Consider the following 13,385-nt stretch of genomic DNA (forward strand, 5'->3'; position numbering starts at 1 on the left):
GCTCCGGTGGTGTACCGGCATGCCGGGACGACGTCCCGGTCGACCAGGGAAAGGGTGCGGAGATGACGCAGCGTGGCCGTGCCACCAGGTCGACGGGTCGACCCCGCGACGGCGCGGGTCCCCGGGGGCCGCGCGAGGGTGGTCCCCGCAGCGGTGATCTCGCGGCGCGTCGTACCCGACTGCGGACCGTGATCGAGCCGGTCGTCAACGGCGTCGGCTACGACCTGGAGGACCTGACGGTCTCCCGGGCCGGCCGCCGGCACGTGGTGCGGGTGATCGTGGACCGCGACGGCGGGATCGACCTGGACGCCGTCGCCGACGTCTCCCGCGCGGTCTCGACCGCGCTCGACGCGGCCGAGGAGGCCGACGGCGACATCGTCGCCGGCGAGTACCAGCTGGAGGTCAGCTCGCCAGGCGTGGACCGGCCGCTCACCCTGCCCCGGCACTGGCGGCGCAACGTCGGCCGGCTGGTCAAGGTCACCGTCCGGGCGGCGGCGTCGTTGCCCCCGCAGCGCGGCGAGCAGCCCGGCGGTGACCGGCAGCTGACCGGCCGGGTGGTCGGCGCCGACGACGACGGCGTGCAGCTGGAGACCGACGACGGCCGCACCTCCTGGGCGTACGCCCAGCTGGGTCCGGGCCGGGTCCAGGTCGAGTTCACCCGCCTCGCCGAACTGGGCGAGCCGGACGAGCTCGACGACGCGGACGACACCGACGAGTTCGACGATTCAGACGACATCGACGACGAAGATGATGTGGAGGACGAGGAGAGGTGAACATCGACCTCGCGGCGCTGCGCGCACTCGAGCGCGAGCGGGAGATCCCGTTCGACACGATTCTCGCGGCGATCGAGACCGCACTGCTGACCGCCTACCGGCACACCGACGGCGCCGAGCCGCACGCCCGGGTGGAGATCGACCGCAAGTCGGGCGCCGCCCTGGTGTACGCGCAGGAGATGGACGCCGACGGCAGCCTGGTGCGTGAGTGGGACGACACCCCGCACGACTTCGGCCGGATCGCCGCCATGACCGCCAAGCAGGTGATTCTCCAGCGACTGCGGGAGGCCACCGACGAGGTGCACTTCGGCGAGTACGTCGGCCGTGAGGGCGACCTGGTCACAGGTGTGGTGCAGGCGCACGAGACACGGACCGAGAAGGGCATCGTCAGCGTCGACCTGGGCAAGTTGGAGGGCGTGCTGCCGCAGTCCGAGCAGGTGCCCGGCGAGCGGTACGCCCACGGCGAGCGGGTCCGCTGTGTCGTGGTGCACGTGGCCAAGGGCATGCGCGGTCCGCAGATCACCCTGTCCCGGTCGCACCCGGCGCTGGTCAAGAAGTTGTTCGCGTTGGAGGTGCCGGAGATCGCCGACGGCACTGTGGAGATCGGTGCGATCGCCCGTGAGGCAGGTCACCGTACGAAGATCGCCGTCCGTTCCACCACCCCCGGTGTGAACGCCAAGGGCGCCTGCATCGGCCCGATGGGCCAGCGGGTGCGTGCCGTGATGAGCGAGCTGCACGGCGAGAAGATCGACATCATCGACTGGTCGGACGACCCGGCCACCTTCGTCGGCAACGCGTTGTCGCCGGCCAAGGCGCTGCGGGTCGAGGTGGTGGACCTGGCCGGTCGGGCCGCCCGGGTGACGGTTCCGGACTTCCAGCTCTCCCTCGCCATCGGGCGGGAGGGGCAGAACGCCCGACTCGCTGCCCGGTTGACCGGTTGGCGGATCGATATCCGGTCCGACGCGGAGCAGACCGCACCGGCCGCGCGCGGGGCGGCTGATCACGTGCCGGAGCCGGGCGGCGCGATCTCGGGCAGCTAGGGGTAGACTTCCTCCAGTGGTACGACGCGCGCAGCCGGAGCGCACCTGTGTGGGCTGCCGGAAGCGTGCGCCGGCCAGCGAATTGCTGCGGATCGTCGCGATCGGGGACGAGGCTGGTTACAGCCTCCGGCCTGATCCGCGCCGCAGGCTGCCGGGTCGGGGGGCGAACATGCACCCGGATCCGGCCTGCTTCGCGCTGGCTGTGCGGCGCCGCGCCTTCGGGCGTGCGTTGCGCATCACCGAGGTCCTCGACCACGGTGTGCTGGCGGAGCACGTCGATGCGCCAACCACTACGTCCGGTCAGCCCGACCGGGCGAGGGTCGCTAGCAGGGTAGGACGACCGACATGAGCACACGATGAAGTCCCTGAAATGACCAGGCTTCAAGTGCACGAGTGAGGTCGCTGCGGGTGCTGCCCGCACGACCTCGGAGTGAGGAGTGCAGTGGCAGGCAAGGCCCGCGTACACGAGCTTGCAAAAGAGCTCGGGGTCGAGAGTAAGACCGTTCTCGCCAAGTTGAAGGAAATGGGCGAGTTCGTGAAGTCCGCGTCCAGCACCGTTGAGGCGCCCGTCGCCCGTCGGCTGCGTAACGCATTCGTCGCGTCCGCCGGTGGTCCGGCGCCCGCGGCCCCGTCGGCGCCCGCTTCGGCGCCGGCCACGAGCCCGAGCCCGAGTCCGACCCCGACGCCGTCCCCGACCCCGGGCGCGCCACGGGTCTCGGCCAAGCCGATGCCGCCTCGGCGGCCGGCCGCGCCGGCTCCCGGCCCGAAGCCGAAGGGTCCGGTGCCCGGTGCGCCGCAGCCCGCGGCGCCGGTCGCCAAGCCGGCGAGTGCCCACGACATCGAGGTGGCGGCCGCGGAGGCGCGTGCCGCCGCGCTGAAGGCTGAGCAGGAGGCCGCGGTCAAGGCCGCGCAGGCCGCCCGCCAGCAGCAGCGGGACAACGTCCGCCGGGAGCCCCCGACGGACGGCAACCGCCCCGGCCCCCGGCCGGGTCCGGCCGCGATGCCTCCCCGTCCCGGTTCGCCGGCAGCTCGTCCGAGCACGCCGGCTCCCGGTCCGGGTGCCCGGCCGGGCGGTCGTCCGCCGGCGCGCGGCGCCGGTAACAACCCGTTCGGTATCCAGGGTGGCCAGCAGCAGCGGCCCCCGGCCGCCGGCGCGGGTGGCCCTCGGCCGAACAGCCCGGCGGGTATGCCGCCGCGGCCCAGTCCGAACTCCATGCCGCCGCGGCCCAGCCCGGCGTCCATGCCGAGTCAGCGTCCGGCCGCCGGTCGCCCCGGCCCCGGTGGCGCTGGTCGTCCCGGTGGCGGTGGCGCTGGTCGTCCCGGTGGCGGTGGCGGCGGCTTCCGTGGCGGTCCCGGCGGCGGCGCCGGTGGCGGCGGCGGTTACCGCGGCGGCCCCGGTGGCGGCGGTGGTGCCGGCGGTGGCGGTGGCTACCGTGGCGGTCCCGGCGGCGGTGGCGGTGCTCCCGGCGGCGGTTTCCGTCCGGGTGCCCCGTCCGGCGGTGGCGGTCGTCCGGGTGCCGGTGGTCGTGGCCGTGGCGGCGGCGCCGCGGGTGCCTTCGGGCGTCCGGGTGGCCGGCCGACGCGCGGTCGCAAGTCCAAGAAGCAGCGCAGACAGGAGTTCGACAACCTGTCGGCTCCGACCATGAGCTCGGGTGCTCCCCGGGGTCAGGGTCAGGTCGTCCGGCTGTCCCGTGGCGCCTCCCTGTCGGACTTCGCCGACAAGATCAACGCCAACCCGGGTTCGCTGGTCCAGGAGATGTTCAACCTGGGCGAGATGGTCACCGCGACCCAGTCCTGTTCTGACGACACCCTGCAGCTGCTGGGTGAGCACCTGGGCTTCGACATCCAGATCGTCAGCCCGGAGGACGAGGACCGCGAGCTGCTCGCGCAGTTCAACATCGACCTCGACGCGGAGGTGGCCGAGGAGCGTCTGGTCAGCCGTGCGCCTGTCGTGACCGTCATGGGTCACGTCGACCACGGTAAGACCAAGCTGCTCGACGCGATCCGTAAGGCGAACGTCGTGGCCGGTGAGGCGGGTGGCATCACCCAGCACATCGGTGCGTACCAGGTGCACGTTCCGCACGAGGGTGTGGACCGCGCGGTGACCTTCATCGACACCCCGGGTCACGAGGCGTTCACCGCCATGCGTGCCCGTGGTGCCCAGGTGACGGACATCGTGATCCTGGTGGTCGCGGCCGACGACGGCGTGATGCCGCAGACCATCGAGGCGTTGAACCACGCCAAGGCGGCCGACGTGCCGATCGTGGTCGCGGTCAACAAGGTCGACAAGCCGGAGGCCAACCCGGACAAGGTCCGCCAGCAGCTGACCGAGTACGGCCTGGTCGCCGAGGAGTACGGCGGCGAGACCATGTTCGTCAACGTGGCCGCGAAGCCGGGCATCGGCATCGAGGAGCTCCTCGAGGCTGTCCTGCTGACCGCCGACGCGTCGCTGGAGCTGACCGCTCCGATCGACGGGCCGGCGCAGGGTGTGGCCATCGAGGCGCACCTGGACAAGGGCCGCGGTGCGGTGGCGACGGTGCTGGTGCAGAAGGGCACCCTGCGGGCGGGCGACTCGATCGTCGCCGGTGGGGCGCACGGCCGGGTCCGGGCGATGCTCGACGAGAACGGCAACCAGGTCTCCGAGGCCGGGCCGGCGCGTCCGGTCATGGTCCTGGGTCTGACCGCGCCTCCCGGCGCGGGCGACACGTTCCTCGCCGCGGCGGACGACCGGACGGTGCGGCAGATCGCCGAGCAGCGCCAGGCGCGGCGGCGGGCGGCGGCATTCGCCAACTCCCGTGGTCGGGCCACCCTCGAGACGCTCATGGAGCAGCTCAAGGAGGGCGAGAAGACGTCGCTCAACCTCATCCTCAAGGGCGATGTCTCCGGTTCGGTGGAGGCCCTGGAGGACGCGCTGTTCAACCTCGACATTCCCGAGGAGGTCCAGCTCAAGGTCCTCGACCGGGGCGTCGGCGCGATCACCGAGAGCAACGTCATGCTCGCGAGCGCCTCGTCCGAGCCGGTCACGATCATCGGCTTCAACGTGCGGGCCTCGAACAAGGTCCGTGAGATGGCCGACCGCGAGGGCGTGGAGATCCGGTACTACACCGTCATCTACCAGGCCATCGAGGAGATCGAGGCGGCGCTCAAGGGCCTGCTCAAGCCGGAGTACGAGGAGGTCGAGCTGGGCACCGCGGAGATCCGCGACGTCTTCCGCTCGTCCAAGATCGGCAACATCTCCGGTTGTATCGTCCGGTCGGGCATCATCCGACGCAACGCGAAGGCACGCCTGCTTCGGGACGGGACGGTCGTGGCGGACAACCTCACGATCACCTCGCTCAAGCGGTTCAAGGACGACGCCACCGAGGTCCGCGAGGGCTTCGAGTGTGGTCTGACCCTGGGTGGTTACAACAACGTCCAGGTCGGCGACGTCATCGAGACCTTCGAGATGCGGGAGAAGGCTCGCGCCTGATCCGGCAGTGACACGCTGATCAAGGGGTTTACGCCGTCCGGCGTAAACCCCTTGATCATGCGGGGTCGGGTGGCGGTATCGTCCGGGGCGATGTTCACCGGAAACGCGGTCTTCGACCTGCTGCTGCCGGGCGACTCCCGGTCGCTCAAAGCCAAGAGATCATATGTACGGCCGATCGTGGCGGCATTGCGCCGTTTCGAGGTGTCGGCCGCCGAGGTGGGTGCGCTCGACCTGCATGGTCGAGCGGAGATAGCGGTGGCCGTGGTGGCCGCCGAGGCGGCGCACGTCCGCGAGGTGCTCGACTCCTGTGAGCGCCTGGTGGCGGCTCGCCCGGAGGTCGAGTTGCTGTCGGTGCGGCGCCGGTTGTACGGCGCGGACGACGACTGACCAGGGTGCCGGCCGGGCCGGGCGACCGGCTCCGGCCGCGAAGGTAGTGTTCGAGTTGTTGGCCGGTCGGCCGGCGTCCTGCGGGTCGCCGGGCGGCCGGGAGCAGGACGCCGTGGAGGTGGCGAGATGTCTGATCCGGCCAAGGTACGCCGGCACGCGGAACGGGTGCGTGAGCTGGTCGCGTCGGTGGTGCGGAGCCAGATCAAGGATCCGCGGCTCGGCATGATCACCATCACCGACGCCCGGATCACCGCGGATCTGCGTGACGCGACCGTCTTCTACACGGTGCTGGGTGACGCGGTGGCGCAGGCGGACACGGCGGCGGCCCTGGAGAGCGCCAAAGGGCTGCTGCGCAGCACCGTCGGCAAGGCTCTCGGGCTGCGGCACTCGCCGACGCTCACGTTCGTCCTGGACGACGTGCAGGACCAGGTCAAGCACATCGACGATCTGCTGGCCGCGGCCCGCAACGCCGACGCCGAGGTGCAGCGCCTCGCCGCCCGGGCGGAGTACGCGGGCGAGGCGCAGCCGTACCGGGTCGACGACGAGGACGATGACGAGACGGACGAGGCCGACGAGGCCGCCGACGTCACGGAGAGCCCCCGGGGTGGGGAAGCGCGGTGACCGGCACCGCCGGCGCGCAGCTCGCCCCGACGGTCGGTGCCGGCCCCGCCGAGGCGGACTGGGCGGCGGCCGAGGCGCTGATCCGCGCTCTCCCACCGACCGGGCGGGTGCTGCTGATCTGCCATGTGAATCCGGACGGGGACGCGCTGGGCAGCATGCTCGGCTTCGGTCTGGGGCTGCTGCGCCTCGGTGTGGGCGGGTTGCAGGCGACCTTCCCCGGGCCGCCGGAGGTGCCCGAGCCGTTCCGTGGGCTGCCCGGCCTGGAGCTGCTGGTTCCGGCGAGTGACGTGGACCCGGCACCGGACCTGGTGATCTGCTTCGACGCGGCGAGCGAGTCGCGGCTGGGCGAGTTGGCCGGGCGGTTGACCAGCGCCGGCGCGGCGTTGGTGCTCGACCATCACGCCTCCAACGACGGCTTCGGCACCGTCAACCTGGTCGACCCGACCGCCGCCGCGACGTCGGTGGTGGCCGAGCAGTTGCTGACCCGGCTCGGCGTACCGTTGGACCGGGCCATCGCCGAGTGCCTGTACGTGGCGCTGACCACGGACACCGGTTCGTTCCGGTTCGAGGCGACCACCCCTGCCGTGCACCACCTGGCCGCCCGGTTGCTCGCCACCGGCATCTCGCCGGGGGACATCTCCCGGCGGGTCTTCGACACCCGTCCCTTCGGCGCGGTGCGTCTCTTCGGTGAGGTGCTCGGCAGGGCCCGGCTGGAGCCGGCCGCCGCCGACGGCCGTGGGCTGGTGTGGACCTTCGCGACGCTGGAGGACCTGAGCCGGCACGACCAGCGCCCGTACGTGCTGGAGGCGCTCATCGACTCGGTGCGGTGCACCGCCGAGGCGGACGTGAGCTGCGTGTTGAAGCAGGTCCGGCCGGACGAGTGGGCGGTGTCCATGCGCAGCAAGGGCGGGGTCGACGTCAGTCGGGTGGCGGTCGCGCTGGGCGGCGGTGGCCACCGGTTCGCGGCGGGTTTCACCGGCCGGGGGAGCGCCGAGCAGGTGATCGGGTCGATCCGCGATCAGCTGGACGCGGCACTGATTCGCCCCGACGCCTGACGGGTGTGCGCCGGCCGTGCGGCCGGGCGGGGAAGATCAGGGTCAGCTCCGGGGAGTGTTGGTCTTCCGGCGCTCCGTGATAGCGGGAAGAATTGCGGGATGGAGCAGCCGCACGACCTCACCGTGGAGGCCCCCCGCACCTGGGATCGGCCCGCCGTCTCCGTCCCCGTCCTGGTCTGCCTGTCGCTCGTCGGTGGGCGGTTCGCGTCGTTCTCCACCGAGGCGAATCTGTACACCCTCGGCACCGGTGGCGTGCTGATCTGGCTCGGTCTGAGCAACCGGGTGCCGCGCCGGCCGGCGCCGCGCCGGTTGGGCGCGGGCGCGGCCTGGTGGGCGCTGCCGGTGGTGGTGTTCGGGGTCTTCGAGGGCGTCACCTTCGTCATGGCGGTCGGTGATGACTTTCCCACCTTCTCCCGGCTGGCCGATCCGCTGCTGGAGGACCATCTGACCCGGTCGGCGGCGTGGTTCGCCTGGTTGGCCGCGTTCTGGGGGCTGGTGCGGCGATGATGCGGGCGCTCGCGATCGGCGGTTTCCTCACCTCGCTGGCCCTGTTCGCGGCGGTCGAGTGGCTGGCCCGGAGGGAGGGCTCCCGCATCCCGACCCTGGGCGAGGTCTGCGCGTACGTGATGCGGTACGAGGTCGGCCCGGTGCCGGTGGGCCGGATCGGTCTGTTCGGCTTCTGGTGGTGGCTGGGCTGGCACTTCCTGGCTCGCTGAGTCAGGATGCCTGCCGTCCAAATGGCGGGAACCAGGAGCAGCATGTGGACCTGAACGATAACTTGGGAGACGGCCGGCACCGCGCTGCGGTGCAGGTCATGGGCTGTGGTGCCACACCTCGCGCCGCCTCCCTCCAGGGTCGCACCGACCCGGGCTCACGCTGCCCAGTCGGCTGCTCCGGTAACCCCGGACCGCCGTGGGGCGCTCAGCACGACCGCCCGTGAGGGCCGCCGCGCGTCGGCGGCTCGCACCCTGGAAGGAGCGCCACCATGGCGAACAAGCCCAAGCCCGAAACCACTGACGACGCCCGCGAGCAGGCCCGCCGCGCGCTGCAGACGTCGATGGACACCCGCCAGTAGATCGTTCCAGGCGGCGGGACGCCGCCGAGGCGTCCCGCGGCAGCGCGACCACTCGCCCGGCTCGACGCCCTGACCCGGCTGCCGCTCGCGATCCTCGGCGTCCGCGCCGTGCTGTGCCTGTCCCGCTCGACCCGGAAACGCGCGGGGCGGCCGGGGCGGGCCGGGTGTCCCCGTCCTGCCCCGGCCGCCCGGGGGAGCCGCTCAGGACAGGAACTTGTCCAGGGCGGTCTCGATGGTGCCGGAGTCCGGCGACGCGTACGCCTTCCTGGTGGTGCTGTTGTACGAGATGACGCTCGGGCACCTGTTCGCCGGGGCGGCCACGGTGCCACCGTCGCCGATCTTCTCGCCTGTCTTGGCGGCGTAGAAGGTCAGGGTGTAGCGCGACGAGATGTAGTCCACGGTGACCTGCTTGCCGTCCTTGTCCTTGTACAGGCACTTCGTCGGCTCACCCTGGCTGCCCTCCACGAACTCCAGGCAGCCGACCACCGACACCGCCTCGTACTCGGTGGTCTTGGCCGAGTAGGGCTTGCTCGACGCGATGTACTTCGACGACCAGAACGTCGGCCGGTCCGGGCTGTTGGAGAACGTGTACGCCTTGGCGCCGGCCGGGCCGCTGTAGGGTGCCGCGTTCAGGATCCGGCTGCCCTCGCAGACGTTCGACATGTCGCTGGAGAAGCGGGCCGTCATCGAGTTGTTGTCGCTCGGAGGGTCCGACTGCCCGGGCGCGGGGGAGGCCGTCGTGCCGGGGGTGGGTTCGGAGGACGTGACGGTCGTGGGCTCGTCGTCGTCGCTTCCGAGGGCGACCAGGAGGCCGATGCCGCCGCCGCACATGGCGAGCAGGAGGACGACCGCGCCGACAGCAAGTCCGATGATCAGGCCCTTGTTCGACTTCTTGGCCGGCGGAACGGGGGCGCCGTACTGCGGCATCGGGGGCGGCTGCCCGTAGGGCGGGTACCCGCCCTGCTGCGGCGCGGGGGGCCCGCTCCAGGGCGTGACGTTCGGGTCAGGCTGCTGCCCGTACGGAGGGTATTGGTCACTCATCGTAAGCCCTTATCGCTGTCGGAACGTTGCCAAGATCGTGGGAACGTCGTCAGGGTAGTAAGCCCTGCAAGTGGGACGCCCGGCACTCGTCCCGGCCACGTTCGCCCCGCCGGCCAACGCCGGACGAGGAAGACATGCGTAAGTCGCTGGGCGCCTTGCACTCCTTACGGTGGCCGTGCCAGGATCGGCGGCGATGAGCCAGCCAGCCCACACCGACACCGCGCCGGCCACCGCCGCATCGGCCTCGCCTCGCCGCATCGCCGCGCTCGCCCTGCCGGCCCTCGTGGTGCTCGCCGCCGAGCCGCTCTACGTGCTCGTCGACACGGCGGTGGTCGGGCACCTCGGCCGGGTTCCGCTCGCCGCGCTCGCCGTCGCCGGCACGGTGATGACGCTTACCGCCTGGGTCGGCACCGTCGTCGCGTACGGCACCACCGGACGGGCGGCCCGTCGCTTCGGCGCGGGCGACCGGGCCGCCGCCGTCGCCGAGGGCGTCCAGTCGTCCTGGTTGGCGTTCGGTGTCGGACTGCTGATCGCGATCGGCATGCAGTTCGGCGGCGGCGCGTTGGCACGTACCCTCGCCGGCGGTGGTGGCGACGTGGCCGACGCCGCCGCGCAGTGGCTGCGGATCGCGGCCCTCGGCGCCCCGGGCCTGCTGCTCGCCGCCGCCGGCAACGGCTGGCTGCGCGGCGTGCAGGACACCCGCCGCCCGTTGTACTTCGTGCTCGGCCCCAACCTGCTGTCCGCGCTGCTCTGCCCCCTGCTGGTCTACCCCGGCGGGCTCGGCCTGGTCGGTTCCGCGGTCGCCAACGTGGTGGCCCAGACCATCGCCGGTGGGCTCTTCGCCGCCGCGCTCGTCGCCGAACGGGTGTCGCTGCGGCCGCAACCCCGGGTGATCCGCCAGCAACTGGTGCTCAGCCGGGACCTGCTGATCCGGGGCGTGGCGTTCCAGGCCAGCTTCCTGTCCGCGACCGCCGTCGCCGCCCGCTTCGGCGCCGCCGCCGTGGGCGCCCACCAGATCGCCCTGCAACTCTGGTTCTTCTCGGCGCTGGTGCTCGACGCCCTCGCCATCGCCGCGCAGTCCCTGGTCGGTGCCGCGCTCGGAGCCGGCGACGCGGCGGACGCCCGGGCGCTGGCCCGACGGATCGGCAGGCTCGGCGGCGTCTGCGGCATCGGCTTCGCGGCGCTCATCGCCGCCGGCGCCGGCGTCGTGCCGTCGTGGTTCAGCTCCGATCCGCAGGTACGCGAACAGGCCATGGTGGCCTGGCCGTGGTTCGTCGTCATGCTGCCGCTGGCCGGGGTGGTGTTCGCCCTGGACGGCGTGCTGATCGGCGCCGGCGACGTGCGGTACCTGCGCAACCTCACCATCGTGGCGGCGCTCGGCGGCTTCCTGCCGGCCATCTGGCTGGCGTACGTGCTGGATCTCGGGCTGGGCGGCATCTGGGCGGGGCTCACCCTGTTCGTGGTGATCCGGCTGGTCGCCCTGCTGCTGCGTCTGCGCAACGGCAGGTGGGCGGTCGTCGGGGCGGTTCGCTGACCCGGTCGCGGTGGTCGTCGCTCAGCACCGCGTGGTGCTCGGCGCTGGCGCGTCGAGGTCGAAGATCGTGCCGGGGTCACCCGCTGGCAACCGCTTCCCGTGCAGGTCAGCCATCCAGTACTGCTCCTGGATCCAGCCGGCGCGCAGTTGGGCGCAGTCCGCGTTCCAGGTGACGGCAGTCGCCGACGCGATCCACAGACCACGGGAGGACGCCTGCGTGTCCTCCGGATACGGCACCTGCCAGACGACACGGTCGCGGACCGCCACCACACCGGCACCGGCGGGTGCCCGCAGGTCCACGTCGAACGGGTACGCCCAGACGAACTCCGTCGAGACCTCCAGTAGTCGGATCCCCTCCTCCTCGGTGGCCCGGTAACTGACCCGACCGGCGGCTCGCGCACCAGGCTCCCACTCCGACTGCGACCCCATCCGGGTGGCGTAGCGCAGGAAACTGCCGTCGGAGAAGTCCGCGCGGCGCTGCTCGCGGGCGTCCGGCGCGAGCACGGCGAGGAACGGTTCGGGGTCGCCCAGGAACATCGACGTGTCCAACCGGCTCTCGACCAGCGCCTTGCGGACCGACTCCAGCGCGGCGCGCACCTCGTTCGCCGTGAACGGCCCGGTGGCCTTCGCCGCCGGCATCCGCACGGACTCCTCGCCCGGCGTGAAGGAGGCCGCCGGTGTCCCGGCGAACAGATCGCGGGGATCGCCCACCCTGCTCACCGGTGGGGTAGGACTCGGCGTGGCACTCTCGGCGGCGGAGGCGCGGACGCCGTCGGCGACCTGCCCGACCAGCACCGCGCCGCCGACGACCACCAGCAGGGCCAGCGCCAGGCCGAAACCGATGAGCAGCGGGCCGTTGTGCCGGGCCGAGAGGAAGCGCAGCCGGTCCAGCCCTGTCGGTTGGTGCTCGACCTCCGGTGACCGCATCCAGTCCGGCAGGCGGACCGGGTTGACCTCGGCGACCGCCGCGGGTCCCGGGGACGCGTCCGACTCCGGGGACGTGGGCCCGCCCGTCGTTGGCGTGTCCGTCACAGTTCCTCCGTCAGTAGTAGCCGCGCATGGCAAGCGCGAGCAGGTAGTAGGCGCCGAACACCGCGGCCGTCCCCAGCACGGCGGCGACGACGAACGACACCACGGCGACGACGTGCGGATGCGAATCGCTCCACCGGGTCCGGTCGCGCCACCGCCACCAGGCCCGGCGGGCCGCGTTCAACCCCGGCTGACGCTCGACGAGGTCGTCGAGGAGCCGCGCGGGGGTTCGACGCTTCGGGGTGGGTTGCCGCATCCAGTCCGGCAACTCGACGGGGTCGCGGTGCTCGTGGGCCGGACGTCGGTCGGCGGTCATCGGCGGTCCTGGTGGGGGGACGGCGGCAGGGGGCGGATGATCATTGCATCTCCGCGGACGGCGCGTCGCCCCGTCCGTGTCCCGTGGCGGTCCGCACCCGACGCGCCGCCCACGCACCTGCCCGTACGGGGCGTCTGGCAGGCTTGCACGACGTGAGCACCGATGGCCTGATCGTGGTCGACAAGCCCGGCGGCATGACGTCGCACGACGTGGTGGCGCGGATCCGCCGACTGGCCAGGACCCGGCGGGTCGGCCACGGCGGCACCCTCGACCCGATGGCCACCGGAGTGCTGGTCATCGGTGTGGGCCGGGCCACCCGGCTGCTGACCTACGTGATCGGCGCGGGCAAGAGCTACACCGCCACCATCCGACTCGGTCAGGCCACAGTCACCGACGACGCCGAGGGGGACGTGATCGCCACCACCCCCGCCGGCCTGCTGACCGACGACGGGATCCGGTCGGCGCTGGCGGCCCTGAGCGGCGAGGTCGACCAGGTGCCGAGCGCGGTCAGCGCCATCAAGATCAACGGACAGCGGGCGTACAAGCGGGTCCGCGACGGCGAGAGCGTGGAACTGCCGGCGCGTCGGGTCACCATCTCCCGGCTGGAGGTGCTGGCGATCCGCCGTACCGAACCGGACGTGGTCGACGTGGACGTGGACGTGACCTGCTCCTCCGGCACGTACATCAGGGCCATCGCCAGGGACGCGGGCCTGGCGCTCGATGTCGGTGGGCACCTGACCGCGCTGCGCCGGACCGCGGTCGGCGGCTTCACCCTCGACGAGGCGGCCACCCTCGACGAGCTGGAGCAGCGCGCCCCGGCCGTGGTGAACCTTCCGCTGGACGCGGCGGCCGACCGGTTCTTCCCGCGCCGTGACGCCACGCCCGACGAGGCGCGGGTGCTCGCCCACGGCGGCCCGCTGGACCCGACCGGGCGCACCGGGCCGTACGCCGTCTTCGGTCCGGCGGGCGGCCTGATCGCTATCGTCAGCGAGCGGGACGGGCGGGCCCGCGCGGAGATCGTGCTCGCCCCGGCCTGACGGCGGGG

Annotated in this window: 14 protein-coding genes; 11 read left to right on the forward strand and 3 right to left on the reverse strand. The window is 72.4% G+C overall.

The window, feature by feature from the left end; all coding sequences use genetic code 11:
• Nucleotides 1-62: 62 nt before the first annotated feature.
• The 9 genes from rimP to ACZ6N8_RS13350 all read left to right on the forward strand — a co-directional run bounded on the left by rimP (nt 63) and on the right by ACZ6N8_RS13350 (nt 8,061).
• Complete coding sequence (gene rimP, locus ACZ6N8_RS13310; protein ID WP_466009891.1) at nt 63-773, forward strand: ribosome maturation factor RimP; 711 nt, start codon at nt 63-65, stop codon at nt 771-773.
• The gene (nusA, locus tag ACZ6N8_RS13315; RefSeq protein ID WP_357984930.1) at nt 770-1,813 is read left to right on the forward strand and encodes a transcription termination factor NusA; all 1,044 of its coding nucleotides are present in this window, start codon (nt 770-772) and stop codon (nt 1,811-1,813) included. The genes rimP and nusA overlap by 4 nt, the downstream gene beginning before the upstream one ends.
• Before the next feature lie 16 nt (nt 1,814-1,829).
• Entirely contained in the window at nt 1,830-2,162 is a 333-nt protein-coding gene (locus tag ACZ6N8_RS13320) for a YlxR family protein (protein WP_357984933.1), read from the forward strand.
• Between the two features lie 93 nt (nt 2,163-2,255).
• On the forward strand, nt 2,256-5,282 hold the full coding sequence (infB, locus tag ACZ6N8_RS13325) for a translation initiation factor IF-2 (protein WP_466009894.1): 3,027 nt from the start codon (nt 2,256-2,258) through the stop codon (nt 5,280-5,282).
• 90 nt (nt 5,283-5,372) lie between these two features.
• The gene (locus tag ACZ6N8_RS13330) at nt 5,373-5,669 is read left to right on the forward strand and encodes a DUF503 domain-containing protein (RefSeq protein ID WP_139586911.1); all 297 of its coding nucleotides are present in this window, start codon (nt 5,373-5,375) and stop codon (nt 5,667-5,669) included.
• A gap of 126 nt (nt 5,670-5,795) precedes the next feature.
• Nucleotides 5,796-6,290 (forward strand): 30S ribosome-binding factor RbfA, encoded by a 495-nt coding sequence (gene rbfA, locus ACZ6N8_RS13335; RefSeq protein WP_466009896.1) that lies wholly within the window; start codon nt 5,796-5,798, stop codon nt 6,288-6,290.
• Nucleotides 6,287-7,345 (forward strand): DHH family phosphoesterase, encoded by a 1,059-nt coding sequence (locus tag ACZ6N8_RS13340; RefSeq protein WP_466009898.1) that lies wholly within the window; start codon nt 6,287-6,289, stop codon nt 7,343-7,345. Before rbfA ends, ACZ6N8_RS13340 begins: the two co-directional genes overlap by 4 nt.
• Before the next feature lie 99 nt (nt 7,346-7,444).
• Nucleotides 7,445-7,852, forward strand: a complete 408-nt coding sequence (locus ACZ6N8_RS13345; RefSeq protein ID WP_466009900.1) for a hypothetical protein — start codon at nt 7,445-7,447, stop codon at nt 7,850-7,852.
• Nucleotides 7,852-8,061 carry a DUF6186 family protein gene (locus ACZ6N8_RS13350; RefSeq protein WP_208761104.1) on the forward strand — a complete coding sequence of 70 codons (210 nt, stop codon included), beginning with the start codon at nt 7,852-7,854 and terminating at the stop codon, nt 8,059-8,061. The genes ACZ6N8_RS13345 and ACZ6N8_RS13350 overlap by 1 nt, the downstream gene beginning before the upstream one ends.
• A 560-nt stretch (nt 8,062-8,621) precedes the next feature.
• Here the strand turns inward: ACZ6N8_RS13350 and ACZ6N8_RS13355 are convergent.
• Complete coding sequence (locus ACZ6N8_RS13355) at nt 8,622-9,461, reverse strand: hypothetical protein (RefSeq protein WP_466009902.1); 840 nt, start codon at nt 9,459-9,461, stop codon at nt 8,622-8,624.
• A 193-nt stretch (nt 9,462-9,654) separates the two neighbouring features.
• Between ACZ6N8_RS13355 and ACZ6N8_RS13360 the strand changes: the two genes are divergently transcribed.
• A complete protein-coding gene (locus ACZ6N8_RS13360) occupies nt 9,655-10,995 on the forward strand; it encodes an MATE family efflux transporter (protein ID WP_466009903.1) in 1,341 nt (446 codons plus the stop codon).
• A 21-nt stretch (nt 10,996-11,016) separates the two neighbouring features.
• Here ACZ6N8_RS13360 and ACZ6N8_RS13365 read toward each other — a convergent pair whose 3' ends face one another.
• Together ACZ6N8_RS13365 and ACZ6N8_RS13370 are read right to left on the reverse strand one after the other, a co-directional pair.
• Nucleotides 11,017-12,027: a hypothetical protein gene (locus ACZ6N8_RS13365; protein ID WP_466009905.1), complete on the reverse strand. Its 1,011-nt coding sequence runs from the start codon at nt 12,025-12,027 to the stop codon at nt 11,017-11,019.
• 10 nt (nt 12,028-12,037) lie between these two features.
• Entirely contained in the window at nt 12,038-12,340 is a 303-nt protein-coding gene (locus tag ACZ6N8_RS13370) for a hypothetical protein (RefSeq protein WP_466009907.1), read from the reverse strand.
• Nucleotides 12,341-12,492: 152 nt separating this feature from the next.
• Here ACZ6N8_RS13370 and truB point away from each other — a divergent pair, with 152 nt between their 5' ends.
• Nucleotides 12,493-13,377 (forward strand): tRNA pseudouridine(55) synthase TruB, encoded by an 885-nt coding sequence (gene truB, locus ACZ6N8_RS13375; RefSeq protein WP_466009909.1) that lies wholly within the window; start codon nt 12,493-12,495, stop codon nt 13,375-13,377.
• Nucleotides 13,378-13,385 lie beyond the last annotated feature (8 nt).

This window comes from Micromonospora sp. NPDC047521, from assembly GCF_055587305.1.

Excerpts from the sequence above, each read along its gene's own strand:
- rimP (WP_466009891.1), top strand. The coding sequence starts at position 63 with ATGACGCAGCGTGGCCGTGCCACCAGGTCGACGGGTCGACCCCGCGAC.
- ACZ6N8_RS13330 (WP_139586911.1), top strand. The coding sequence starts at position 5,373 with ATGTTCACCGGAAACGCGGTCTTCGACCTGCTGCTGCCGGGCGACTCC.
- rbfA (WP_466009896.1), top strand. The coding sequence starts at position 5,796 with ATGTCTGATCCGGCCAAGGTACGCCGGCACGCGGAACGGGTGCGTGAG.
- ACZ6N8_RS13345 (WP_466009900.1), top strand. The coding sequence starts at position 7,445 with ATGGAGCAGCCGCACGACCTCACCGTGGAGGCCCCCCGCACCTGGGAT.
- ACZ6N8_RS13350 (WP_208761104.1), top strand. The coding sequence starts at position 7,852 with ATGCGGGCGCTCGCGATCGGCGGTTTCCTCACCTCGCTGGCCCTGTTC.
- ACZ6N8_RS13355 (WP_466009902.1), bottom strand. The coding sequence starts at position 9,461 with ATGAGTGACCAATACCCTCCGTACGGGCAGCAGCCTGACCCGAACGTC.
- ACZ6N8_RS13360 (WP_466009903.1), top strand. The coding sequence starts at position 9,655 with ATGAGCCAGCCAGCCCACACCGACACCGCGCCGGCCACCGCCGCATCG.
- ACZ6N8_RS13370 (WP_466009907.1), bottom strand. The coding sequence starts at position 12,340 with ATGACCGCCGACCGACGTCCGGCCCACGAGCACCGCGACCCCGTCGAG.